General features: G+C 60.7%; 22 protein-coding genes and 1 tRNA gene. 17 read left to right on the forward strand and 6 right to left on the reverse strand.

What is annotated here, in order from left to right; all coding sequences use genetic code 11:
• Window position 1: 1 nt before the first annotated feature.
• From NLY44_RS07865 to NLY44_RS07885, 5 genes are read left to right on the forward strand one after another with little or no spacing between them, the layout of a single operon-like run.
• Window positions 2-628 (forward strand): phage connector family protein, encoded by a 627-nt coding sequence (locus NLY44_RS07865; protein ID WP_023805203.1) that lies wholly within the window; start codon window positions 2-4, stop codon window positions 626-628.
• On the forward strand, window positions 629-3,352 hold the full coding sequence (locus NLY44_RS07870) for a phage tail protein (protein ID WP_023805204.1): 2,724 nt from the start codon (window positions 629-631) through the stop codon (window positions 3,350-3,352).
• On the forward strand, window positions 3,352-3,714 hold the full coding sequence (locus NLY44_RS07875) for a hypothetical protein (RefSeq protein ID WP_286456904.1): 363 nt from the start codon (window positions 3,352-3,354) through the stop codon (window positions 3,712-3,714). The genes NLY44_RS07870 and NLY44_RS07875 overlap by 1 nt, the downstream gene beginning before the upstream one ends.
• Window positions 3,692-4,189, forward strand: a complete 498-nt coding sequence (locus NLY44_RS07880) for a hypothetical protein (RefSeq protein WP_023805206.1) — start codon at window positions 3,692-3,694, stop codon at window positions 4,187-4,189. The genes NLY44_RS07875 and NLY44_RS07880 overlap by 23 nt, the downstream gene beginning before the upstream one ends.
• The gene (locus tag NLY44_RS07885) at window positions 4,189-4,674 is read left to right on the forward strand and encodes a hypothetical protein (protein WP_286456906.1); all 486 of its coding nucleotides are present in this window, start codon (window positions 4,189-4,191) and stop codon (window positions 4,672-4,674) included. Before NLY44_RS07880 ends, NLY44_RS07885 begins: the two co-directional genes overlap by 1 nt.
• Here the strand turns inward: NLY44_RS07885 and NLY44_RS07890 are convergent.
• Window positions 4,647-5,018: a hypothetical protein gene (locus NLY44_RS07890; RefSeq protein ID WP_286457934.1), complete on the reverse strand. Its 372-nt coding sequence runs from the start codon at window positions 5,016-5,018 to the stop codon at window positions 4,647-4,649. The two genes, NLY44_RS07885 and NLY44_RS07890, sit on opposite strands and share 28 nt — an antisense overlap.
• Here NLY44_RS07890 and NLY44_RS07895 point away from each other — a divergent pair.
• The 8 genes from NLY44_RS07895 (at window position 4,908) to NLY44_RS07930 (ending at window position 17,553) form a co-directional block, all read left to right on the forward strand.
• Window positions 4,908-7,595 (forward strand): transglycosylase SLT domain-containing protein, encoded by a 2,688-nt coding sequence (locus tag NLY44_RS07895; protein ID WP_286457729.1) that lies wholly within the window; start codon window positions 4,908-4,910, stop codon window positions 7,593-7,595. The two genes, NLY44_RS07890 and NLY44_RS07895, sit on opposite strands and share 111 nt — an antisense overlap.
• A complete protein-coding gene (locus tag NLY44_RS07900) occupies window positions 7,595-11,845 on the forward strand; it encodes a hypothetical protein (RefSeq protein ID WP_023805207.1) in 4,251 nt (1,416 codons plus the stop codon). Before NLY44_RS07895 ends, NLY44_RS07900 begins: the two co-directional genes overlap by 1 nt.
• Before the next feature lie 207 nt (window positions 11,846-12,052).
• The gene (locus tag NLY44_RS07905; RefSeq protein ID WP_286456908.1) at window positions 12,053-13,759 is read left to right on the forward strand and encodes a hypothetical protein; all 1,707 of its coding nucleotides are present in this window, start codon (window positions 12,053-12,055) and stop codon (window positions 13,757-13,759) included.
• On the forward strand, window positions 13,701-15,017 hold the full coding sequence (locus NLY44_RS07910) for a hypothetical protein (protein ID WP_286456909.1): 1,317 nt from the start codon (window positions 13,701-13,703) through the stop codon (window positions 15,015-15,017). Before NLY44_RS07905 ends, NLY44_RS07910 begins: the two co-directional genes overlap by 59 nt.
• 44 nt (window positions 15,018-15,061) lie before the next feature.
• Window positions 15,062-15,832 (forward strand): glycoside hydrolase family 108 protein, encoded by a 771-nt coding sequence (locus NLY44_RS07915; protein WP_286456911.1) that lies wholly within the window; start codon window positions 15,062-15,064, stop codon window positions 15,830-15,832.
• Between the two features lie 79 nt (window positions 15,833-15,911).
• Window positions 15,912-16,211 carry a hypothetical protein gene (locus NLY44_RS07920; RefSeq protein ID WP_023805211.1) on the forward strand — a complete coding sequence of 100 codons (300 nt, stop codon included), beginning with the start codon at window positions 15,912-15,914 and terminating at the stop codon, window positions 16,209-16,211.
• Window positions 16,212-16,324: 113 nt separating this feature from the next.
• Window positions 16,325-16,705, forward strand: a complete 381-nt coding sequence (locus NLY44_RS07925) for a hypothetical protein (protein WP_023805212.1) — start codon at window positions 16,325-16,327, stop codon at window positions 16,703-16,705.
• Between the two features lie 59 nt (window positions 16,706-16,764).
• A complete protein-coding gene (locus NLY44_RS07930) occupies window positions 16,765-17,553 on the forward strand; it encodes a sulfite exporter TauE/SafE family protein (protein ID WP_023805213.1) in 789 nt (262 codons plus the stop codon).
• A 105-nt stretch (window positions 17,554-17,658) separates the two neighbouring features.
• Here the strand turns inward: NLY44_RS07930 and NLY44_RS32930 are convergent, their stop codons facing one another.
• Both NLY44_RS32930 and NLY44_RS07940 read right to left on the reverse strand, forming a co-directional pair.
• Window positions 17,659-18,240: a hypothetical protein gene (locus NLY44_RS32930; protein ID WP_353654460.1), complete on the reverse strand. Its 582-nt coding sequence runs from the start codon at window positions 18,238-18,240 to the stop codon at window positions 17,659-17,661.
• On the reverse strand, window positions 18,237-18,476 hold the full coding sequence (locus NLY44_RS07940) for a helix-turn-helix domain-containing protein (RefSeq protein WP_023805216.1): 240 nt from the start codon (window positions 18,474-18,476) through the stop codon (window positions 18,237-18,239). Before NLY44_RS07940 ends, NLY44_RS32930 begins: the two co-directional genes overlap by 4 nt.
• A 125-nt stretch (window positions 18,477-18,601) precedes the next feature.
• Between NLY44_RS07940 and NLY44_RS07945 the strand changes: the two genes are divergently transcribed.
• From NLY44_RS07945 to NLY44_RS07955, 3 genes are read left to right on the forward strand one after another with little or no spacing between them, the layout of a single operon-like run.
• On the forward strand, window positions 18,602-19,216 hold the full coding sequence (locus tag NLY44_RS07945; protein WP_156940993.1) for a hypothetical protein: 615 nt from the start codon (window positions 18,602-18,604) through the stop codon (window positions 19,214-19,216).
• Window positions 19,213-19,617 carry a hypothetical protein gene (locus tag NLY44_RS07950; protein WP_023805218.1) on the forward strand — a complete coding sequence of 135 codons (405 nt, stop codon included), beginning with the start codon at window positions 19,213-19,215 and terminating at the stop codon, window positions 19,615-19,617. Before NLY44_RS07945 ends, NLY44_RS07950 begins: the two co-directional genes overlap by 4 nt.
• Window positions 19,614-19,940 (forward strand): hypothetical protein, encoded by a 327-nt coding sequence (locus NLY44_RS07955; RefSeq protein WP_023805219.1) that lies wholly within the window; start codon window positions 19,614-19,616, stop codon window positions 19,938-19,940. Before NLY44_RS07950 ends, NLY44_RS07955 begins: the two co-directional genes overlap by 4 nt.
• 183 nt (window positions 19,941-20,123) lie before the next feature.
• On the opposite strand, the gene NLY44_RS07960 is transcribed toward NLY44_RS07955, so the two are convergent.
• The 3 genes from NLY44_RS07960 to NLY44_RS07970 form a co-directional block, all read right to left on the reverse strand.
• Window positions 20,124-20,678, reverse strand: coding sequence for a DUF8453 domain-containing protein (locus NLY44_RS07960; protein WP_156940994.1), 555 nt, complete (start codon window positions 20,676-20,678; stop codon window positions 20,124-20,126).
• A 97-nt stretch (window positions 20,679-20,775) separates the two neighbouring features.
• Window positions 20,776-20,865, reverse strand: a tRNA-Ser gene (locus tag NLY44_RS07965).
• Between the two features lie 211 nt (window positions 20,866-21,076).
• Window positions 21,077-21,556: an MgtC/SapB family protein gene (locus NLY44_RS07970; RefSeq protein ID WP_027050850.1), complete on the reverse strand. Its 480-nt coding sequence runs from the start codon at window positions 21,554-21,556 to the stop codon at window positions 21,077-21,079.
• Window positions 21,557-21,851: 295 nt separating this feature from the next.
• Between NLY44_RS07970 and NLY44_RS07975 the strand changes: the two genes are divergently transcribed.
• Window positions 21,852-23,057, forward strand: coding sequence for a septal ring lytic transglycosylase RlpA family protein (locus tag NLY44_RS07975; protein ID WP_023701721.1), 1,206 nt, complete (start codon window positions 21,852-21,854; stop codon window positions 23,055-23,057).
• Window positions 23,058-23,152: the final 95 nt, after the last annotated feature.

The following is a 23,152-nucleotide window of genomic DNA, read 5'->3' on the forward strand; positions in this document are numbered from 1 at the left end:
GATGACGGACCAGCTTTCCCTTTACAACGGCGCGCTGATCAAACTCGGTCAGCCGCGCCTTGCCGCCCTCACGGATGAGGGGAAGGCGCGCCGTGCGCTCGATGCCGAATATGCAAAGACCGTGAAGGGCTGTCTCGAAGCAGCGTTCTGGAATTTCGCCATGCGGTTCGTCCAGCTCGAGGCCACGCCATCGGTCGAGACCAATTTCGGCTATCAATACGCGTTCGACAAACCGGACGACTGGCTGCGCACCGCTGGCGTGACCTCTGACGACTTCGGCAAGGTGCCGCTGCTGGACTATGACGACCGAACCAGCCGCATCCTGGCCGGCCAGTCCATCATCTACCTTCGCTATGTGTCCAACGACGAAGACTATGGCCTGGATCTCGGGCTTTGGCCGCAAACCTTTGTCGATTACGTCGAGACGTGCCTTGCCTGGGCGACATGCGAGGAAGTGACGGGCTCGGCTGAGCGGAAAGACCGACTTGAAAAGGCGCGGGACAAGGCGAAATACAAGGCTTCGAACACCGATGCCATGAATGAGGCGGTAACTAGATACCCGCCTCCCGGCCGGCTGGTCCAAAGCCGTGGCTCTTCCTCGCGTAGCAGGCCCTATGGGCTCCGCTAAATGGCAAAAACCAATGCGCCACTGCTGGCCTTTAACCGGGGGCTGGTTTCCAACTCTGCGCTAACGCGGGTTGATGTCGATCGCATCCGCTTGTCTGCGGAAATCATGGAAAACTGGCTACCGAAGACGGCCGGCTCGATGTTCCTGCGGCCTGGCACTGGTTACCTCGGCACCAGCCGCAACAATGCCTTTGCGATCGACATTCCCTTTGTCGCTGCAACCGACGACACGGCGCTAATCGAGATGGCAGACGGCAAGATGCGGGTCCGCATCAACGATGTGCTGATTTCCCGCGTATCGGTCGCCACGACAATTTCAAACAGCACCTTTGCCACGTCGACCAGTTGGACCGATGCATCGACCAGCGGCGGCACTCTGGCCTTTGGTGGAACCGGCCTGGTCCTGAATGCGGTCAATGTCGGCGGGCTGGCTGTCTGCACGCGGCAAATCACGGTGGCAGGCGGCGACGCCAACAAGGAGCATGCGCTGAATATTAGCGTCACGCGGGGGCCGGTGGTGTTCCGCTGCGGGTCAAGTTCTGGCGGCGATGAATATGTCAGGGAAACCACACTGCGCACTGGCGCCCATAGCCTGGCCTTCACGCCTGCCGGCAACTTCTGGGTCCAGTTTCAAAGCGACCTGGACATCAACAAGATTGTTGCATCCTGCCAAGTTGCGTCGACCGGCACGATGGAGCTGGATATCCCTTACGCGACCGCCGATCTGCCCTATGTGCGGTGGGATCAATCGGCAGACGTTCTCTTCCTGGCCTGCGATGGCTTCCAGCAGCGGCGCATAGAGCGGCGCGGAACTGGCCGGAGCTGGTCAATCGTTCGCTATGCGCCTGTAAACGGCCCGTTCTTCGCCGGCCGATCGGCGAAGGTCAAACTGAAGGTGGCGGCGACCAACGGCAACACCACGCTGACATCGGATCTGCCGTTCTTCAAGCCTGAGCATGTCGGCGCTCTTTTTCGCGTCTTCAATGAGGGCGTCAACCAAAGCTATCGGCTCGGGGCCGAACTGACTTTCACTGATCCTATGCGCGTTACCGGGCTCAACACATCGGATTATTATGACCGGAACTGGTACTACACTGTGAGTGGAACTTGGGCTGGAACCTTGCGCTGGCAGCGTTCATTCGATGGGCCAGAAATCGGGTTCAAGGATTTCCGCCGGGCCAGCGGGACGAGCGGACAAGATATAACGGGCAACACCGGATCGACACAAAACAACGACGACGACGACAACGCCATCATTTACTACAAGCTCGGTTTCAAGCCTGGGCTGTATACGTCTGGAACGGCTATCGTAACGGTCACCTATGATGGCGGCGGCGGCAACGGGATCTGCCGTGTGGTCGGCTACACCTCAGCCACGGAAGTTGATGTCGAAGTCCTGAGCCGCTTCAACGCCACCAGCTATTCCGACAATTGGCAGGAAGGCATCTGGTCCGATCGACAGGGCTGGCCTAGTGCGGCGGCCTTCGATAAGGGCCGCCTCGGCTGGGCCGGCAAGTCGCGCTTCATCTTCTCGGTGGCGGATGACTACGAGAATTTCGACCCGGACTTTGAAGGCGATAGCGGGCCGATAAATCGAACCCTCGGTGCCGGGCCGGTCGACACCATCAACTTCATGCTCTCGCTCAGCCGGCCGATCATTGGCACGCCAGGCGGGGAGTTCTCGATCAAGTCGACATCGTTCGATGAGCCATTAACGCCGCAGAATGCACAGGCTGGCATTCCTTCAACCCAAGGCTCTCGCCAAGGCGTAGCCGCAGCTAAAGTCGACAGCAACGGCATCTTTGCCCAGCGCTCGGGAAAACGTATTTTTGAATTGGTGATGAATGCCAAGACATATGAGTACTCTCCCCAAGACCTGACGCTGCTCTGCCCGGACCTGACCGGCAACGCCAATGTCGTCGGCATGGCAATTCAGCGCCAGCCGGACACGCGTGCGCACGTCTGGCTCGATGACGGGACTGTCGTGCTGCTCACCTATGAACCGTCCGAAGACGTGACTTGCTGGTCAAGGTGGCGCGCTGGCGGCTCTGGCTTCATCGAAGGCGTTTCGGTTTTGCCTGGTGAAGACGAAGACCAAGTCTTCTACCGGGTTCGCCGCACTGTCAGCGCCTCAACGGTTCGCTATCTCGACAAGGTGGCGCTCGAATCTGAATGTCTGGGCGCCACCATGAACAAGATGGGTGACAGCTTCGTGGTCATCCCTGCGGTGACCGGAACGTCTGTGACCGGCCTTTCGCATCTGAATGGCCTGGGCGTGGTCGCCTGGGGCGCTGGGAAGTATCTTGGCGCTTACACGGTCGCGGCTGGCGCAATCACGCTGACCGCTCCTGTGGCGGCTGCTGATGTCATGGTGGGCCTGCCTTATGTCGCGCGCTACAAGTCGACCAAGCTGGCCTATGCCGCTGCGGCGGGTACGGCACTCAGCCAAATCAAGCGCGTGAACTATGTCGGCCTGATCCTGGGCCGGGTCCACAATGACGGCATCGAAGTCGGCCGCGATTTCACCAACATGGACAAGCTGCCGCGCCTGTACCAGGGCAGGCCCGTCACGGCCGATGAAATCTTCACCGAATACGAAGAGCCGGCAACGGCTTTCGGCGGCGAATGGAAGCCAGACAGCCGCCTTTGCATCCGTGCCACGGCCCCGAAGCCCTGCGTTCTCAACGCGGCGGTCGTCACTGTCGAGACCAACGATAAAGTCTGATGGTTCACGAAGTCGTGCCGCTCACGCGGGAACACCTCACCGAATGGTATGGCGACAAGGGCAGCGGTCCAACGGTGCGCGGTATCGCCGGCATTGTTGACGGCAAGCTGGCGGCGGTCGCCGGGTTCTGGTTCTCGCGGGGCAACGTGATTGCGTTCTGCTCGCTGAGGCCTGAGGCGCGGCCATACCGCCACGCAATTCATCGGACGGCGCTGGCCCTCATGCAGGAAGCCAAGACGCGGCACAAGCGCATCATTGCGCTCTGCGACCGTGACGAAAAGACCTCGGCGAAATGGCTCTCGCGGCTTGGTTTCAAGCCTGACGAAGGGACGTGTGGACATGGCAGACTTCGGAATAACTGAGGTTCTAGCGCTCGTCGGTGCCGGCGTGTCGGCGGCTGGCACGCTTGCGGCCGGCGCTGCGAAGAAGAGCGCGGCCGATTACCAGGCGGCGCAGCTTGATCAACAGGCGAAGGAAGAGACGGCAGCGGCCCAACGTGAGGCGGAACGCGCCAAGAAGGAGAAGAACTTCGTTCTGTCGCGGCAACAGGCTGTGGCGGGTGCCTCCGGCCTCGGCGCGCTCGATGAGACGGTGCAGGACCTGGCTGGCGACATCGCCACGCAAGGCGCGGTCAACGAAGGCATGATCCGCTACGGCGGCGAAGAGCGCGCAAAGGGCAGGCGGGCTCAAGCCGCCTCGGCGCGCATGGAAGGCAAGGCGGCGCAAACCGGCTCCTACTTCGGCGCGGTCGGCACGTTGATGGATGGCGTGGGCTCGTTCGCGAAGGATTGGAACCCGACGCCATACGCGGCGCCGTCCTCGGGGATCTATTACTAATGGCGCTGAAACTGCCTGGCGCTGAAGACCTGAGCGCGCCGACCAGCGGTCGTTCGGGCCGACCGATTGCGAGCTTTGACACCTCGGCCATCGGGCAGGGCGTGGCGCAACTCGGCGCCGGCCTGCAGTCGATGTCGAACAGCTTGAAGGTTCGGGAGACCAAGGCAAAAGAGACCGTCGATAAAACTGAGCTCTTCGACACGGAAAGCCGTTACCAGCAATTCAAATCCGCACAGGCGCAAGCCCTGACCGCTGCCGGCGACAAGGCAGAACCGGGCGCGTTCGGCTTCAAAGAACAGTACCAAGGCGCCTACAAGGAAGCCGCCAAACAGTTCATGACGACCGTGCCGCCGGAGCTGAAGCCAGTCTATGACGCCAAGCTTTTCAGCACGGAAGAAAGCCTGATCAACGGCGAAGGCGGCGCGGGCGATTTCGAACGAAAGCAGCGCAAGGCCTATTACAAACCAATGTCGATGAAGGCCTGACCGCCATTGAAAGCCGGCTCTATAGCGACCCATCGAAATTCGATGACGCGGTCTTCGAAGGCAACAACTTCATCGATGCGATTCCCGACGAAGACGTAAACCCGATTGAGAAGGATGCGCTGCGCCGTGGCTGGAAGGCTAAGGCGCAGATGGCGGCGCTCAACGGCATGAAGCCTGCCGATCGGCTGCGGGCTCTCGGTGAGGCTCCGGGGCAGGACGATATCATCAACGCCATGAAGGGCGTCGAAAGCGGTCATGATCCGAACGCTGTTTCCGGTGCCGGCGCAATCGGTGAAATGCAAGTCATGCCGGACACGGCAGTCGAGATTGCGGAAGAAATCCAAGATCCGAACTTCCCGCGCACGCCTGAGGCACAGGCCGAATATCTGAAAAATGAAGACGTGTCGAACAAGTACGGCCGGTACTATTTCAACAAGATGCTGGCTCGCTACGATGGCGACACGGAAGCCGCTCTCATTGCCTACAATGGCGGCGCCGGCCGGGCCGACAAGTGGCTTGCCAGCGGTCGCAACGATGCCGTCATCCCGCAAGAATCGGCCGACTATTACAAGAAGGTTCTCGCCAAGACCAAAGGCAGCGACGGCGCCGCACAGTCTGCGCCTCGTGGCCTGAAAGAAGCTGGCAACATCGACCTGAACGCGCGGCCGGTGGTGAAGAATGCTGACGGCACGATTTCAACCGTGCGCTCGATGTCGTTCGAAGAGGACGGCAAGGAAATTCTGATCCCGACCGTTTCGGACGATGGCAAAATCCTGAGCGATGCCGACGCCATCAAGCTCTATCGACAGACCGGCAAGCACCTGGGCAAGTTCGACAATGCCGACGACGCCACGGCATACGCTCAAGACCTCCACAACGCGCAAGCGAAGCAGTACGGGGGCGAAGACCAGCCGGTCATCATCGGCAACCAGGCGGGCCGCGTCGGCAGCGCTGACGTTGCCGGCGTCAACAGCGTGGTCTTGTCGCGCTTCAAGCAAGTGCAGAACGCTTTTGGAGCGTCCGTGCCTATCGTCTCGGGCTTCCGTGATCCTGAACGCAATGCGAGGGCTGGCGGGGCTCGCAAGTCCGAACACATGCACGGCAACGCGCTGGACCTCGATGTCAGCAAGCTTTCACCCGATGAGCGCGTCCGGCTGATCCAGACCGCTTCATCGCTCGGCTTTACCGGCATCGGCGTCTACGCCAATTCCCTGCATCTCGATATCGGTTCGCGCCGGGCCTGGGGCGCCTCGCATCATTCGGACAGTGTTCCGATGTGGGCGCGCGATGCCATCGCCGCACATATGGCGGGCAAGTCCGTTCCGCTCGGGCAGCGCGGCGGCGCCGGCTTCAAGGTCGATTCCCGCTTCGCGGATATGGATTACGTTTCGCGCGATACCATCGCCAAGGGCGCGCAAAAGGACATTCAGACCGAAGCGACCGCAACCCGCATTCAGCAGCAGGCGCAATACAAGGCCTATGACGACGCGATGGGGCTCAACATCGAAACTGGCAAGATTGTCAGCGAAGACCAGATCCTCAGCGACCCGATGCTGGACGATGGCGATATCACCAAGCAGTTGAAGGCGTTCCGCTCGAAGCAGAAGGAAGACGGCGGCGTCGGCGCGCTGGTGTCGGCTATCCTGGCCGGAAGCCCGGCGGCCTCGATCAACAGCTTTGATGGCGACCAGAAGTCGCTTGGCAACAAAGCCTATGATGCGATGATCAAGGTGACGCCAGAAGAGCAACAGCCGGTTGTCACGCAAGGCTTCGTCAAAGCGACCGGCTACATTCCCGACACGCTACAGGCTCAAGTGAGGCAGGGCGCCGCGTCGAAAGACCCGGCCGTCTTCGCCGCTGCCATGTCGCAAGCCGATGCGCTGCAGACCGTGGCGCCTGTCTCGTTCGGTGCTGTCGAGGGCGCGGCCGACATTCGCGACAAGCTCGCGGCCTTCCGCCATTTCGTCAATGATCGGGGCATGTCCGGCGAAGAGGCCTCGCAGCGCATTCTTGCGATGGATGACCCCGCAAAGAAGGTGAACCGTGAGATTCTGAAACCCGGTCTCGACAAGTTCACAAAGACCCTGACCGTGGCCGATGTCACCAGCGAATTTGATCCCGGCATCCTGTCACCGGAGCCCGGCGCCGGCATCATGCCTTTGCAGACAAGCGCACTGATGGCCGAATACAAGGAAATCGCGGAAGAGAAATTCTATGATACCGGCGGCGACGAAGGCGCGGCGAAGGCTCAAGCCCTGGCCGAACTGAAAACCCGCTGGAATGTCAGCAACATATCGGGCGCACCTAACCTGATGCGCCTGCCGCCTGAGCTGCACTATCCGCCGATCGACGGCAAATATGACTACCTGCGCACCGACGCCATGAAGACGGCCGAGACCTACGTGGCCGGCCTGCATGACGGGCGCAAGGTCGAAAATGTCGCCATCATCCCTGACGCGACGACGCGGGCCGATATCGAGAGGAAGCGCCCACCGCGCTACCGGCTTTTCTACCAGTACTCCGAAGGCGGGCAGACCAAGTTTGATGAGGTGTTTGCGGGGCAGTGGGGCATCGATCCGAAGACCTTGAACGTGGGCGTAGCGAAGGGCGCGGAAGATGCAAAGAAACGCTTTCTGACCCGCCACGCCGTCGATGACCAGGCCAACGATATCGACCGTGCTGCGGTCGCCAAGGCCAAAGCCATCAACGCCGACCCGAACACGCAAGACTTCATCCGGGCGCTCAATTCGGAAGCGACCATCGGCGCCGGCCGGGTTCAATCGGATCTGGTGCGCCGCAAGGGTGCCGAAGACGAAACACCGTCCGCGCCGGCCGAAGCCAAGCCGCCACAGAACCCGCGCGGCGGCGGCGATCCCAATGCCGGCAAGGCGTTCCGTAGTGGATCGGGAGGCAACCTGTAATGCCGATTCTCGATTATCCTGAAGACCGGCCGGCGCTCGGCACGTTTGGGGCCGTCGACTACAAGCCGGCGGAAACCGAAGTGGCGCCGGATACGGCAACGCTTCTCGGTGCTGCCTTCCGGCAAGGCAACACGATTGGTTCGATGGCTTCGAACAAGCTGGCCGGCGTCGACCTCGCCACGCGTGAAGACGGCTTCACTGGCGATGTCATGTGGGAGAAAATCAAAGGGACGCCTTACGAAAAGAATTGGGATCGGTTCGCCAATGTTTTCAACGCGCCTGGCTTCGAGGCCATGAAGGCGCAAATCGACATGGAAACCGAAGACCGGCGCACGATCGACGCGGCCGGCTGGTGGGGGACCGGCGCGTCTGCCCTGGCCGGCGTGGTCGATCTGCCTACGCTCATTCCTGGCGGGGCTGTCGTCCGTGAAGCGACCATCGGCGCCACGGTAATCAAGGGCGCTCTTCGCACGGCGGCGGCCGGCGCCCTCGGGGCTGGCGTTTCTGAAATCGCCCTTCAATCGACGCAGCAGACGCGGCCCATTGCTGAAAGCGCGATGGCTGTTGGCGCCGGTACTATCCTCGGCGGCCTGCTCGGTGCTGGTGTGGGCGCTATGTTCTCCCATGCCGAAAGAAAGGCCGCATTCGCCTCGGTCGAAAAGGCGCTGCAGGAACACGTTCCCACGCCTGAAGAAGTGGCGGCTCACGCTGAAGGCGTTGGCATGGGCGCGCAAGCGGTCGACAAGCCTGTCCTCGGTGACTACGGCATCGCCTCGGGCGCCAAGTCGGTCGGCGCTCTGCAGTCGGGGTTCAACCCGCTGCTGCGCGCCGCTCATAGCCCCTCGGCGCCGTCTCGCGAGATAATGGCGAACATGGCCGAAACTGGCTTCTACCTCGAAAAGAACGTGCGGGGCGAAGGCAACCTCGCGGTCGAAAGCGCGGTCAAGTATTGGGATCGGGGCGCCCTGACCAAAGCTCTGGAAGACATGCGCGGAACCTATGCCAAGGCGCGAAAAGAGCCTGGCTTCGACATGACAAAGGAAGAGTTTCGCACGGCTGTCAGCAAGGCGATGCGCCGTGGCGATGTCGGCGAAAACGATGCGGTTTCGGCGGCGGCTCAATCCTGGCGCAAGACCCTCTTCGACCCGCTGAAGGACGAAGCAATCGCCGCCGGCCTGCTGCCGGACGATGTGAACGTCAAGACGGCAACGTCCTACCTGACCCGCCTCTGGAATTCGAACCGGCTGAATGCTGGGGAAGGGCGCTTCAAGGCTATCGTCAAGCCGTGGATCGATGACCAGCTTTCGCAGCTCGAATTCAAGGCCGATGAAATCAAGGTCGGCAACCGGATTGTCGATGCTGAAAAGCAGCGCGAAACCTTCGGCAAGGTCTCCGAACGTCTCGACAATATCGAAAGCCGCCTGACCGAACGCCAAGGCATCCGGGAACGCAAGGTGGCTTCCCTCGGCCAACTGCAGCAGACCAGGCAAGACGTGCTGAAAGAGCGGGCGCCGGCCGATGTGGTGCGGATGCTGCGCGGTGCCGATGAGAATGGCGTGATGGCCGACACGGTAAAACAGGCGAGGGCGGCCGAACGCTCGGCCAATCGAAAGCAGACCTTCGCTGAACGGTCGCCGATCCTGGCGCTGATCAAGGCAAAGGGCGGCATTCGTGTCGGCTCGAAGCTCGACAATGAGCTGCGGGCAATGGGTGTCACGCCTAAGACCCATCCGGGCATGTTCATTAAAAAGGGTGGCATCGGCGATGTCGACAACTTCGTCCACGCCGAAGACGAAATGTTTGCGAACCTTCCGCAAGACGGCAACGGCTATGTCGACCCGGTGGCGGTTATGGAATCGATCCGCTCGGAGCTGAGCGGCAATCCCCTGCGCACGCCAGAGGAAGAGGCTACAGCGGCGGCGATGGACAATCTGGACAAAGTGGCGGCCGAATGGCTGGACCGCGTGGGGCTGGCTCCCAACGCCTCGGTGAAGGACGTTCGCGACTTCATCGGCCGCGTGACCGGCGCCGAAAAGAACACCGCGGGCATCGACACGCGCATCTCTCGCTTTGAGCAAGAAATTGAAGCCTTCGACCAGGCAACCGACGCCATCGTCAATGAAAGCAAAATCACTGCGGCCGAAGCGAAGACGGTAGGCGAAGAGCTGGAAAAGCTGGAAGCCGAACTTGATGCGGTGAAGGATCTGTCCAACTCGTCGCCGCGCGTGGCGCTGGTGGTCGACTACGGCACAACCCGCCGCGACCTGTTCAAATCGAAGCTGAAGGAACGCAACCTTTCAAAGCGCGTCGAAGCCCTGAAGCGGCTCGATGCCGAAGGCGGCGCGAATGATGAAATCCTGGCCGAACTGTCGGCCAAATCGATCGAACTGGACCGGCTGCGCGCCAGCATCGGAGGGCTCAAGGCAAAGGCTGACAAGCTCGAACCGATGATGCCCAAGGTGAAGCAGGAGATTCCCGAATTTGTCTCGCCGGCCGACCGTGCCGATTATGTCGGCGGCATCGTTGACGATATCTTTTCGCAGCTCACCGGCCGCGCAAACCAGGGCATGCCGTCCTACGATATGACGATGTCTTCGCGCGGGCCTCTGAAGGAACGCACCTTCAACATTCCAGACCACCTCATAGAGGACTTTTTAGAACACGACATTGAACTGATCGGGCGGCGATATGCCCGCGTCATGGCGGCCGATGTCGAACTGACGAATATGGACAAGCGCCTGGGCGGCGCCGGCAAGCCGACACTGGCAAGCCAGCTCGATCGGGTGAAAAACGAATACCTGAACCTACGCAACGCCATCGAAGACAACCCGGCCTTCACTGATCCCGAGGCGAAAGCCAGCGCATTGAAGGCGCTCGCCAAGAGCGAGAAGAGCGACGTTGAAGACATAGCCGGCGTCCGGGATCTGCTGCGCGGTCAATACAAGGTCGACACGCAACACACGAATTACGCTCGGGTGCTGCGCATGGCCGGCGTGTTCAACTTCATGCGCTCGCTCGGGGGTGTGGTGGTCTCGTCGCTGTCTGACGCTGCCCGGCCTCCGATGGTCCACGGCATGGGCCGCTACATGAGCGAGGGGATAGCGCCGCTCCTGACCAATCTGGATGCGGTCAAGCTGGCGGTTGAAGACGCGAAGCTCCTGGGCGCGGTGACGGAACGGTCTCTGCAGGGCCGGCTTGCGACCATGGCCGAACTTGCCGACCCTTATGCCAGCAACTCGCCCTTTGAACGATTCATCGACAACGCCGCGAACGTCTTTTCCAAGATGACGCTGCTGCCCTGGTGGAACGACATGCACAAGTCCATTGCCTCGGTGCTGGTGCAAAACCGGCTGCTGAAAAACGCCGCGGTCGATTATGAAAGCCTCGCGCCGGCCGAACTGAAATATATGGGCTTCCTCGGCATCGACGCTCACATGGCCGAACGGATTTCGAAGCAGTTTGCAGAGTTCGGCGATGTCGACGGCAACGTCCACATTCCGGGGATTGCCGGCTGGTCGGATGAGGGCGCTCGGCGCGCTTTCGCCGCTGCGGTCAACAAGGACGTTGACAGCATCATCGTCACCAAATCGGTGGCTGATGTGCCGCTGTTCGCCCATACGCCGACCGGGCGGGCGCTGCTGCAATTCAAAAGCTTTGCCCTGGCGTCCAATCAACGGGTCTTGATGCGCGGGCTGCAGGAAGGGCCTGGCTCGTTCATCACTGGTGTGGTCGGCATGAGTGCATTGGGTGCTGTTGCCTACTACGCCAAGCAAGTCGAATCCGGCCGCCCGCTCAACGATAACCCTGGTCACTGGATCGCCGAAGGCCTGGATAAGTCCGGCATCTTCCAACTGGCTTTTGAAGTGAACAACACATGGGAAAAGCTGGGCGGTCCTGGCATCTACAATTTGAGTGCGGCGGCCTTCCCCAGCAAGACACAACAGGCCCCAGCCTCGCGCTATGCGAACCGCGACGCCTTCGGCGCGCTGCTCGGCCCGTCATTCCAGTTGGGAACTGACGCGGCTCAATTGCTTGGCGTCCCCCTGAAGGCGCTGTCGGCCTTGACAGACCGTGACCCGACCACAAATCCCGATCTGGCGCCGGCCGATATCGACCGCGCGTCAAAAATGATCCCGTTTCTGACGCTGCCATACTGGCGGTGGATCATTGAAGGCGGCGGCCTGACCGAAGATTTTAAACTCGGGGATGCCGGCCTAAAGCCGATGCTGAAACAGACGGTCGCCAACTAGCAATCGGTGTCGTCCGACCGGCCACCGTAATTCCAGCACTTTTCGGAAAATCCCCCTTTGGTGGGGATGAACGTGGTGACGATTGCGTACGTTATCGCGCCGAAGATTAGAACCCCGATCAAAGCCCCAAGCCCACTATAGCGCGGGTCGCGCCAGAACCCCGGCTGAGCCGGGACAACCTTCTTTTTAGCTGCGGAGTCCATCAAAATGGCGACCACTTCGGTTGATCAAGTGACTGGCTATGGTGAAACCGTAGCATACAAGGCGCCTTGCCGCCTAGCGACCACCGGCAACATCACGCTGAGTGGTTTACAGTTGATCGACGGAAGCGTCACGGCTGCGGATGACCGGGTGCTGGTGAAAGACCAGACCGATGGCCGGGAAAACGGCATCTATATCGCCTCGTCCGGCCTCTGGCAGCGTGCGCGGGATCTGGACAGCAACCGCGACGTGACCAAGGGAACGCGGGTCAGCGTGACAGATGGCGCGGTCAACATCGGCACCGTCTGGCTGGTCTCGACCAGCAACCCGATTGTCGTTGGAACTAGCGTTTTGGCCTTCGTGCAGGAAGGGTCACAGGTCTATCAGGCCATTCTTGCACCGAGGAACAAGGGCGTTTTCGGGCAAAGTAATGCGGTTCTGAAGAGAACCTCGGCGCTGTGGACGCCAAGCTCTCTGCATCGCATGTGGACCAATGACAATGCTCACCCGGAGACGGTCACCGGGGATGAAGAGTGGGCGCTCGTCACCAACGATGACACCAACGAAATCACCTGTGCGCTGACGAATGAATCGACCAGCGACCAGGTGCCTATCAACCAGGTGGTTGTCGGCTATGGCGGCGTGCCTATCAGCCATTTCCTCGGCGGGCAAAAACTCACCTGGTCCACCAACACGGCAAACACCGATCCGGGCGCCGGGGGCATCAAGTGCAACAACGCAAACCCGGCTCTGGCAACGTTCATCTATGTCAGCGCGATCGACCGCAACGGCGTCGACCGTAGCTTTGACTGGACCTTCCTGAATATCTCGCCGAACAATCAACCGCTGCGCATCCGCAACGAAGCCGAAACGGTCTTGGCGCAATACCTCGTCACGGGCGCGCTGACGATCAATTCCGGCTGGTACGCTATCCCGGTTGGTACATATACCGGGCCGGGTGGCCTCACGAATGGGCTTGCCTGCCGGGCGCTCGGCACGGCAACCGATCTGTGGGAGGCAACCAAGGCGCATGTGCCGCTCGCGCTGGCAGCGGCCGGCGAAACAATCTTGCACGAAGGCCACTGGCGCGGTTGCGAAAGCGACAAGGGTGCGCCGTCATGGATACCCCAAGACCTGGCGGAATTTCGCGCCCGGCTGGAAACTCAAGACTGGTGGCCGGTCGGCACTCCCCTGGTCATCCATGGCTGCACAAGCTCCGTGCAGACGGCTGACGTGCAATTCGATGACGTGAACGTGCAACTTGAGACGTTCGCCTCGCAGACGCCTGAAAGCTGCCGCTTCGAATATCCTGCCGCTTGGGCGCGTGATCCGTGGTGGTCGGGCGGTGCGGACTTCTACTATCACATGATGCCTGACGGCATGGTCATGCAGGGCATGGCAAGCGAGCTGGCGCGCCAAGGCTACGGCATCGGCCTGCGGTATAACACAGGCGTCAACCGGGTGACCGGCACGGAATACACCGGGGCCTTGTCGCGGCACAAGATGGCGTGGTGCGGGGCAGAACGTTGCCCGGTCCCTAACCGACCTCTTCTACAATTTCCTCAACCATGCCAGCAACACGATTGGCCGCACGGTGCAGGCAAGCACGAACCTTGCGCAGATATTCGCGCAAGCGCCGGCCGCTGGCGGGCTCATGGGCCTGCTGACCTCGGGCATGACCTCGATTATTTCGGGTGTCGGCACGCGGATTAGCTTCAAGCCTGGTGGGGTGGAAAAGGTCTACGTTGACGCAACGGGGCTGATCGTTCCAACAGGCAGCACCGTCTACCTGGGCGACGCTCCCGCAACTTCGAATTCTGCGGCCCACAAAGGTTATGTCGACGGCGCCACCATTCCGATCAGCTATCTCGACACTGATGGCACGCTGGCCGCCAACAGCGACACAAAGGTTGCATCGCAGAAGGCGGTCAAAACCTACATGGATGGGCGCATCGCAGCGCAAGATGCGATGGTCCACAAGGGTGTCATCGACTGCTCGGCCAATCCGAACTATCCGGCCGCCGATCGGGGCTGGACTTATCGCGTGTCCGTTGCCGGCAAGATTGGCGGGGCGTCGGGCATCGTTGTCGAGAATGGTGACCTGATCATTTGCCAGACCGATGGCACCGCGTCGGGAACGCAAGCCGCTGTCGGCGCACAATGGGACGTGATCCAGACCAATCTTGACGGCGCGGCCATTGGCCCGGCGTCCTCGGTGTCTGGCAATATCACAACCTTTAGCGGCACGTCCGGCAAGATAATTCAGGACAGCGGCGTTGCGGTCTCGATCGATGGCACGATGGCCGCGAACGTCGACACCAAGCTGCCGACCGAAAAGGCAATTCGCACCTATCTCGTCGCGACATACCAAGCCATCACTGCGGCTCTGACCTCCTGGGTGGCAATCACTCGCGCATCTGGCTTTGACGCATTCGTTGCCGCGCCGACATCGGCCAATCTCCTGGCGCTGCTGACGACCAAGACCGGCACCGGCTCGAACGTCTTCGGCACCAGCCCGACGCTGACAACGCCGGCCGTCACGACGCGCATTGAACCGGACGTTGATGGCTCATCGGACATGGGGCAGGCGTCGAAGCGCTGGGCGAATGCCTGGTACAAGATTGGCGCGGTGCTGACCTTCGGCGCTGAAACGCTGACGCACTCGGCCGGCGTCCTGTCTTGGTCCAGCCACTTCGTTGCCACTGGCCTCGTCTCGGCGGCGGGCGGTATCTTCGCCACCGGACAAGCCGGCTTTGGATATGCTGCCGGCGTCGGCGGTGCTGTAGCGCAAGCCACCTCGAAGGCAACAGGCACCATCAACCATATCTCGGTCGGCACCTTCGGAGCCTACACCTTCAATTTTCGACCCGCAGCGGGATCGGCAACGATAGACGTTCGAAACGTCAGCTTGGGCTCGCTTTCGGAAGCAATCGTTATCCGGTTCACGGTCGTCAAGAGCGTCAACACCTAATCCCAAAAACCTAAAGCCGCCCGATCGGGCCGAAAGGAACAGCCATGGCCGTTTCACGCGAGAAGGAATCGCTTGCCAAGGTGCTGGCGCACGAAGGCGGGTACTCGAACAATAAGAAGGACCCTGGCGGCCCGACCATGAAGGGCGTCACCCAGCGGGTCTATGACGCCTATCGAAAGGGCAAGGGGCAGGCCACACGTTCGGTCAAGAGCATCTCGACCGATGAGCTAAACGAGATTTACGACCGGCAATATTGGGACGCGGTGAAGGGTGATCTGCTGCCCGATGGCGTCGATTACGTGCTGTTCGACGGCGCGGTCAATTCCGGGCCTGGCCGCTCCATCATGTTCCTTCAGCAAGCGCTGCGGCCGGTCTACACCGGCAACATCGACGGCGTTATGGGCATGGGTACGATTACCGCGCTCAAGGCGATCAACAACAACGACGCGCTGATTGATCGGATCTGCGACGCGCGGATGAACTTCCTGCGCCATCTCGGCACCTTCGCCGTTTTCGGCAAGGGCTGGTCGGCCCGCGTGAAGGAAGTCCGATCGATCGGCAAGGCCTGGGCAACCGGCGAAGCCCCGCAAGCCGCGAACTTCATTGAGGCGGGCAGGCAAAGGCGCTCGTGCAGGACGCGAAGACTGCGCCGTCGACCGCGCCGGCTGATGCCGCCATCGGCGCCGGGGGCGGTGGCCTCGGTGTGTCTGGTACGCTCCAAGGCCTTCAGGAACAGCTCTCGCCGCTGTCCTACGCCAGCGAGTGGATTACCAAGATTGTCGTCATCCTCGCACTGGTTAGCGCTCTGTTGCTGATCTGTGGCGGCGCCTATCGCTGGTGGACCAACCGCAAGGCCAAGCGTCTGGCTGAAGCGCTCGGCACGGTGCCGGCCTGATGTTTACCCTGCTGGACTGGATCAAGCTGGGCGGTGCCGCTGTGGCCGGCGCCGCGCTTGCTGCCGCTGTCGTCTATCCGGTCGCGCACTGGAAAGGCGACACCCAAGGATACAACCGCCGCGTCGCCGAAGTGGCAGCGGCCGACCTCAAAGCTGAACTTGAAAGGAAGGGCGACAATGCGAAGCTCGCTGGTATGTCTGACTATGATCTGTGCGTTTCTGGCCTGCGCGGGAGTGGCATGCCAGTCGATGCCTGCGAGCAGTTGCGCGGGATTTCAATCGAACAGCCTGAGCCCTGAAGGGACAATCGCTTTGATCAAGGCGAACCGCCCTGGCTACGAGCGCGTTATAGGCAATGACCGTAACGGGCAGCGCCGCAAATGCTGGTAGCAGTGCATGAAAGGCAGCGCCTATGACCGACAACATGGAGAAGCTGGCCGACAGTGTTGGCCTTCGCTTGATCGCACGTCTGTCGATGATCGGCGCAACGCCGGTTCTCGGGATGCTCGGATATCTGGCTATGGGCTGGCTCGATGCCAAGTTCATTGAACAGGCCAAGGCAACGGCTGTCGTGGCGTCGCAAGTTCAGGATGTCAGCGAGCAACTGCCCCAGCTAAAAGACCGCGTGCTGACGCTGGAAACCAACAGCACTCGCGGCCGGGCAGAGCGGGAGAGATTCCAGGATGACGCTTTAGAACAGCTCCGGCTCATGCAATCTGACATCCGGGCGCTGATAGCCGGGCAGGCTGCAATGACTGCCACGATGGAAGCCGAGCGTCGGCAGAAACGCTGAACCGATCGACCGGCGAAATGGGCTAGCGATCCGCCTCCACTTACGGCATATCGAGCGCGATGATTCAACGTCGCAGCCTTGGTGCATTTGTTGTCGGAACGGGCGTTGGTTCGCTTGGCGGCTTGATCGGCCTTGGCGGCGCTGAATTCCGCCTCCCATTCCTTATCGGCCTGTTTCGGTTCGCTGCCCTCGAAGCCGTGATACTGAATAAGGCAACCAGCTTGGTCGTTGTTGCGTCCGCCTTGCCTTTCCGGGCAGCAACGGTGCCGCTTGGCGACGTGGCAGCGCAGTGGCCGATTATCCTCAACCTCTTAGGCGGAAGCCTCCTTGGCGCTTGGTTTGGGGCGGGATGGGCGACTCGCCTCAAATCCGGAACACTCTACAAGGTCATTGCGGCACTGCTGATCCTGATTGCTGTGGTCCTGGTCTTCGGCCATCATCCTGGGGCTACCGGGTCGCCGCTTTTTACAGGAGCGGCACTGATCATTGCAGGCATCATCGCGGGGTTTTGTATAGGGGTCGTGGCTTCTCTGCTTGGTGTCGCGGGTGGCGAATTGCTGATCCCAACGCTCGTGCTGTTGTTCGGGTCAGATATCAAGCTGGCGGGTTCTCTGTCGCTTGCAGTGAGCCTACCAACGATGCTGGTAGGCTTCACTCGGTATAGCCGTGACCAAAGTTTTACAGTGATTGGCCGGAACAAGACCTTTCTGCTTGTGATGGCGGTTGGGTCAATCCTCGGGACATTCATCGGAGGGCAGTTTCTCGGGATAGTTCCTGAAAAACTCCTGCTCCCGCTATTAGCAGCAATTCTGGTAGTTTCGGCTTACAAGGTGTGGCAGCACAAGTAAGGCGGTCGATGGTAGGGCTTGCCCGCGCCAAATAGATCAGGAATCAATGAGCCGTTGCGGCGATCCCCTGAAACGGAGTTCGCTACCATGGCTAGGACTAAACCTTCAAAACAGCTTTCCCAGGAACAAATCGCCCGCTTTCTCGCTGCAGCGGAAGCCTTGCACAAGAGCATCGTCGGGCCGCTCCTGTCGTACAAAAGCGAGCATTACCGCGCGCTTCAAGACGTTCATGAGCCGCTTCTGAAATCGATCGAGACAATCACCGGCAACAGGGCGCCATTCATTCAATGGAACCTGACAGGTCCGGCGCAACGTTCGGGGCAGTAGATACATAGCGCCTGCGGCGCCAGTCGAACGAAACGCCGGCCGGGGCCTGAAACCCTCGCGCCGGCTTTTTGTGCCTTCGTGCCGGGCTTGCTGGCGCTTGGCCTTCCTGATCCTCGGCAAGTCCTGGGTGTGGGTCTTGACCTCGCCGCAAGCGAAATGAGCCGGGCCGCAGTTGGTGTTCAAGTCCGGGCCTAGCAGGGCGAGGGCGCGCTTATGTTCGATAATCCAGCGGTCGTTGCGGCGGTGGATCGGCTCGCCGCATAGGCAGCAAGGCGCGACGTTGTGGCCGGTGCAATGCTCGGTGAAGATGGCTTGCCGGCGCGCGGCCGACATGCGGGCTCGGGGCGTGTTGGTGGTCACGGCCTTTCCTTTAGTTGGACGCCTGGCCTGCCATGGTTCAAGAATTCGACGCCAAGGCCTTCCAATGCCCGCTGTACCGCCTGCACGTTTTGCGAGCGGCCGGCGATGGGTCCGGCTCCGGCCGCCTCCATGCTTCGGATTGTGTTGACGTTGACTTCAACAAGGTCGGCGACTTCCTTTTGCTCGATCCCGATCAAGGCTCGTGCGGCTTTCAATTGATTTCCAGTAGTTAGCATTTTGCCTCTCAAGTTATCTTTTCTAGTTATCACACCTAGAAAGGCATTGACAACACCCGAATGCGCTTTTAGGTTACCGGACATAGTAAACAAGTTCTGGTAACTAGCAAACGGGAGAAAGTAACATGCCGAACACACCTGTTCGGGCAGCCGCCGAAGGCATGCCCAATCTCAGCCGCCGCCGCCTTCTCAACCTGACCGGGGCGGGGCTTGCTCTCGCCGCAACCGCAATGGCTACGAAGCCATCCGACGCAGCACCTAGCGCCCAGGTTGCCGAGCTCGAAGCCGCTTTTCTTGCCGAATGGGCAGCGCTCCGCTCCTTGGAGCCGGCGCTGAATGCGGCCGAACTACGTTATTACTCCGTCAGGGGTAAGCGACCAGTCGCGGGCGAGATGACAGCGGAGGAAGTCGAAACGCTGCGCCGGACGACTGTCGCTGAACTCGCAACGATGCAACCGAGCCGCGCCAGCGTAGAGCATGCCGAGGCCCTCCGGGCCTATAACAAGGCTGATGCTGCTGCTCGCCGTAAGACGGGCTATGGCAAGATAGATAAGGCATACGCAAAGGCCACCCACCGCACTTCGGATGCGGCCAACGCGCTTCTTCGCTATCCGGCCGCGACGCTTGAAGACCTTGCCTCCAAGGTGCGGGTGCATCGGATTTGGGAATACGATGGATCGGACTTCAACTTCATCATGAACGACATCGCCCGGCTGGCCGGGATGGGCGGCGAGGTATGAGCCTCACCCGCCGCCTGTTCCTCCGCAACTCGGCTGTCGGCGCTCTCGCGTCGGCCGTCGCGGTTCCGATCATCGCCGAAGCATCCCAGCCAGACGCCGCGATGGCGCGAGCCCGCTACCACTACGACCAGTTCGCCGCAGCCATGGACGAGCTGACGACCGGCTATCACGGCTGGCTCATTGGAGGCGGTCACCGTCGCGAGTTCTCGGCGCCGGGTTGCCGTACGATTGAAGATGCTTCGTGGCTCGGGCCGAAGCTGGTCACCTACGAAGCAGGCACAGACCCGCGCTGCCCCAGCGGTGTTGTCGAGTGGAACCACGACATTATCGGCCTGCAGAAGCAGCCATCGGGCTGGCTCGATGTGCCACTGTACCGCGATGGAAAGGCGGTGCGGCTATGAACGCGCACGTCCGGACACTGAAGCCACTGGGATGCCCCCACGGCGTCGACCCGCGCATATGGCGCCAGTCTGTCGAGAAGCGGCTGAACGACCTCCTAGACCGTGCCATGAGCCTGATAACGGCACTGGATCTCATGCAGGCAGATTGCGATCTGGAGGAAACGGCAGACGACGAGCCGTCGCTTGGCTGCCTCGATGATCTGGAGCTAGACAACGCCGACGACGAGGAAGGCGCCGACGCAGAGCCTTGTCCAGACATTTTCGGCGAAACCGTCATGTGGGGCGATGATCTGAAATCCCAGGAAGTGCTGGCTGGTTCTTAAAATTGTCTGGAACAAAGAGCCGCCTCTGCGGGTTTATGTCGTGCAGCGGCTTTCTCAGGAATATGGCCGCTCTATTCAAGGTGCAGAACCCGCCGCCCTGGGCCCCCCTCACAGCGGCGGGTTTCTTGTGGCCAGAGAGTGCCTTCCGAAAAGCCCGCTGCCTCACGGTGGCGGGCTTTTCATTTAGCTCCGCCGGCTTACTGCGAGTGTTTTAACTGGACCCCACATTCCGCCTGTAAAACTGTCCGAATCGGCGATCTGCAAAACATTTGGCAGGTCTCGCTGATATTTTTCTCCGAACCAACCTTCATATTCGATCTGAATCGGGAACTCGGCCTGCGCAATCCAAAAGCTCTGGCGCGGATCTCTATGGGTCAGACCAAATGAGCATGACGTCCGAGCACCGTTTTGGAGAAGACGGATCACGCTAGAAGGCTCGAAACAAGCCAACCATCGGCCCTTGTTCTCGTCATCGGCGCCGGCGCCTAGCGCCGCCCGGAGCGCTGCCTGATCGCTTACAAGCAGCCTTATGTTCTTTGCAGGGATCGATCCGGAGTTAAGGATGACCAAGTCATATGCGATCCCCTCGTTGCCCCCGTGGTGCGTCTCAACCATTGCTGTGAGGATCGGCCGAAACTGCCGGTACCAAAAGAAAATGGAGAATCCCAAGGCCACCACTGAGACGATCAATGCTACGGCCGCGACTGCAAGGTTAAGCAAGTCTGGGTTCACGTACATCGCGCGCTCCATCGATTTGAGACGTTAGGCACCAAGTTAGGCACCCAGGATTGCTGCCCGAAAAAACGATGCCTTAACAATCCGATAGCCAAATATCTGGCGGAGGGAGTGGGATTCGAACCCACGGTGGGCTTGCACCCACGCCGGTTTTCAAGACCGGTGCCTTAAACCGCTCGGCCATCCCTCCGTCGTGATTTTTCAATCATCTAGGAACATCAACCGACCCACTGAACGACAGTTGGTATCAAATGAGACCTATGCCTTCCGGACCAGCTTGCGGTTCATTTCTCTAGAGCGTTGCCCAGCGCCAAGTCAACCATCGGCGCTGCCATGGATAATAGGGGGTGGCGTTCGTTACCCGAACGGAGCTGCGAACCCGTTTTCGAAGGCGCCGGGATCTAATTGCGATCCTTGCTGCCGACCTGCACAAGTTGCAGAAGACCCAGCACGACAAGTGCGAGCAAGGTAGCCAAAGCCGCGATCTGCCAGAACCCGAGCCCAACCGCCAGGCCTATGGCGCCTGCCAGCCACATGCCCGCCCCAGTGGTAAGCCCTTGAACCTCGCCCTTGGAGAAGAAGATCAAGCCCGCGGCCAGAAATGCCACGCCGGCAGTCGTGGCTTCGATCAAGCGGATAGGATCAATGGCGATTTCCTGACCATCGAAGACGTGAAGATGAGTAATCTCGATCGTGAGGATGGCAATTAGAGCCGTCGCAACACAGACCAGGATGTGTGTCCTCAATCCGGCCGGCCGGTTACGCCATTCGCGTTCGATCCCAACGATGGAGCCAAGGACGGCCGCGAGCAAAAGCCTGGCTGAAATTACGGAAAAGGGCAGCCACGTCTGTTGCCCGAAACGTTCAATGAATTCATCCATGAGGCGCAGAACGTATCTCGGGTCGGTCGGTTCCAGGCAGCCGCGCTTCATGCCACAGGTTCACTTCCAGACTCCAAAGGACAGAGGTCTCGGATGCCTCCTCACAGGCGCCCGGCCAGCCCGGGACCTGGCCGCCACATTCCTGCCCGGTTCCGGACACAATCGATTAATACGCTGATAAACAATTCCTGCGCACAAGGGATGGGGATTGGCGCGTCGCAGGCATTGCTCATCTGGCTCCGCCGAAATTCTAGAAGCGGCGCCTGTGTCGAGACGGTAGGGGACATCGGAAAACATGCAGACCACGACGCATCGGCGTCTTCGTCGCGCTCCTGCTTTGGTGTTGTGCGCTCTTTCGGCTGCGTTGCTGGCCGCGTGCGCGTCGCCGCAGTCCGAGCCGAAAGCCATGGTCTACAAGAAGCCTCGCTCGAAGGAATATTTTGCCGAGACCGAATACGGCGTGAAGGCCAGCCCGCGCGTTCAGTACATGCGGCGCGGCGGCGGCCGCGACCAGTTGGGCAAGCCCTATCAGGTGCGCGGCAAGTGGTATTACCCCAAGGAAGACAAGCGCTACGCCAAGGTCGGTCTCGCCTCCTGGTATGGCGATGCCTTCCACGGTCGTCTCACAGCCAATGGCGAAGTCTACGACATGACCCATCTGACGGCGGCGCATCCGACCATGCCGCTGCCAAGCTACGCCCGTGTCACCAACACCGAGACCGGAAGCTCGGTCATCGTGCGCGTCAACGACCGCGGCCCCTATCACGAGGGACGCATCATCGATGTCTCGGAACGCGCCGCGCAAATGCTCGACTATGCCAAGGTCGGCACGGCCAGGGTCAAGGTGGAATATATTGGCCGCGCACCGCTCGACGGCGACGACGACCAATATCTGGTCGCCTCCTACCGCCCGGGCAACCGCCCGGACCCGTCCGATGGCTTGCCGACCGGCGTCATGGTTGCGATGAACGGACCTTCGCCGAGCCTATCTGTTGGCGCACCCCCTGCCGTAGTGCCGTTTCCTGGTCAGTTGACGAATTCCGACACACAGCCAGTGATGTCGATGCAGGCACCGGCCTCAAGCGATGTGACGCTGCCTGAATTCGGGCCGATCGTGCCTCAGCGCCCGGAATCGCCCTTTGCCGTGGCTTCGCTCTCCTATGCGGATGAGCGCGTACAGCGCGCCGACGTCTTTGCAGCGCTTGACGATCAGGGCATGTCGCCAGCCGACATCCTGCAATCGTGGAAGAAATCCAACCCGCAGGCATCGCCTGCCGTTTCCGACTATGTCGCCGCCGGATCCTTCGACGATGCTGCCGAGGCAAAGCGGGTGGCTGCGGCTCTCGAACCGTTCGGCAGGACCGAAATCCAGAGCACCGAACTCGACGGCAATGACTGGTACGCGGTCAATCTCTATCCGGATGGCCATGGCAATGTCGACGACCTCTTGCGCGCGGCATGGTCGCATGGCGCGCCGGACGCGCTGGCTGTGCGCAACTGACCAACAAAGGCACGCCGGTTTTGTCATTGCGCGGTTGATCCGCCGGGAAGAAGCCTGATAGCGTTGCGGCAAGTTTCTGCCGGCTAACAGTCGAG

The sequence above is a fragment of the Mesorhizobium sp. C089B genome, from assembly GCF_030323125.1.
Taxonomy (GTDB): domain Bacteria; phylum Pseudomonadota; class Alphaproteobacteria; order Rhizobiales; family Rhizobiaceae; genus Mesorhizobium.

What these genes read in the sequence shown, in the direction of transcription:
- NLY44_RS07870 (WP_023805204.1), top strand. Translation starts at nt 629, where the DNA reads ATGGCAAAAACCAATGCGCCACTGCTGGCCTTTAACCGGGGGCTGGTT.
- NLY44_RS07930 (WP_023805213.1), top strand. Translation starts at nt 16,765, where the DNA reads ATGATTCAACGTCGCAGCCTTGGTGCATTTGTTGTCGGAACGGGCGTT.
- NLY44_RS07915 (WP_286456911.1), top strand. Translation starts at nt 15,062, where the DNA reads ATGGCCGTTTCACGCGAGAAGGAATCGCTTGCCAAGGTGCTGGCGCAC.
- NLY44_RS07920 (WP_023805211.1), top strand. Translation starts at nt 15,912, where the DNA reads ATGTTTACCCTGCTGGACTGGATCAAGCTGGGCGGTGCCGCTGTGGCC.
- NLY44_RS07975 (WP_023701721.1), top strand. Translation starts at nt 21,852, where the DNA reads ATGCAGACCACGACGCATCGGCGTCTTCGTCGCGCTCCTGCTTTGGTG.
- NLY44_RS07880 (WP_023805206.1), top strand. Translation starts at nt 3,692, where the DNA reads ATGGCAGACTTCGGAATAACTGAGGTTCTAGCGCTCGTCGGTGCCGGC.
- NLY44_RS07895 (WP_286457729.1), top strand. Translation starts at nt 4,908, where the DNA reads ATGAAGGGCGTCGAAAGCGGTCATGATCCGAACGCTGTTTCCGGTGCC.
- NLY44_RS07905 (WP_286456908.1), top strand. Translation starts at nt 12,053, where the DNA reads ATGGCGACCACTTCGGTTGATCAAGTGACTGGCTATGGTGAAACCGTA.
- NLY44_RS07945 (WP_156940993.1), top strand. Translation starts at nt 18,602, where the DNA reads ATGCCGAACACACCTGTTCGGGCAGCCGCCGAAGGCATGCCCAATCTC.
- NLY44_RS07900 (WP_023805207.1), top strand. Translation starts at nt 7,595, where the DNA reads ATGCCGATTCTCGATTATCCTGAAGACCGGCCGGCGCTCGGCACGTTT.
- NLY44_RS07875 (WP_286456904.1), top strand. Translation starts at nt 3,352, where the DNA reads ATGGTTCACGAAGTCGTGCCGCTCACGCGGGAACACCTCACCGAATGG.
- NLY44_RS07970 (WP_027050850.1), bottom strand. Translation starts at nt 21,556, where the DNA reads ATGGATGAATTCATTGAACGTTTCGGGCAACAGACGTGGCTGCCCTTT.
- NLY44_RS07940 (WP_023805216.1), bottom strand. Translation starts at nt 18,476, where the DNA reads ATGCTAACTACTGGAAATCAATTGAAAGCCGCACGAGCCTTGATCGGG.
- NLY44_RS07925 (WP_023805212.1), top strand. Translation starts at nt 16,325, where the DNA reads ATGACCGACAACATGGAGAAGCTGGCCGACAGTGTTGGCCTTCGCTTG.
- NLY44_RS07960 (WP_156940994.1), bottom strand. Translation starts at nt 20,678, where the DNA reads ATGTACGTGAACCCAGACTTGCTTAACCTTGCAGTCGCGGCCGTAGCA.
- NLY44_RS07955 (WP_023805219.1), top strand. Translation starts at nt 19,614, where the DNA reads ATGAACGCGCACGTCCGGACACTGAAGCCACTGGGATGCCCCCACGGC.
- NLY44_RS07910 (WP_286456909.1), top strand. Translation starts at nt 13,701, where the DNA reads ATGGGCCTGCTGACCTCGGGCATGACCTCGATTATTTCGGGTGTCGGC.
- NLY44_RS07885 (WP_286456906.1), top strand. Translation starts at nt 4,189, where the DNA reads ATGGCGCTGAAACTGCCTGGCGCTGAAGACCTGAGCGCGCCGACCAGC.
- NLY44_RS07950 (WP_023805218.1), top strand. Translation starts at nt 19,213, where the DNA reads ATGAGCCTCACCCGCCGCCTGTTCCTCCGCAACTCGGCTGTCGGCGCT.
- NLY44_RS07865 (WP_023805203.1), top strand. Translation starts at nt 2, where the DNA reads ATGACGGACCAGCTTTCCCTTTACAACGGCGCGCTGATCAAACTCGGT.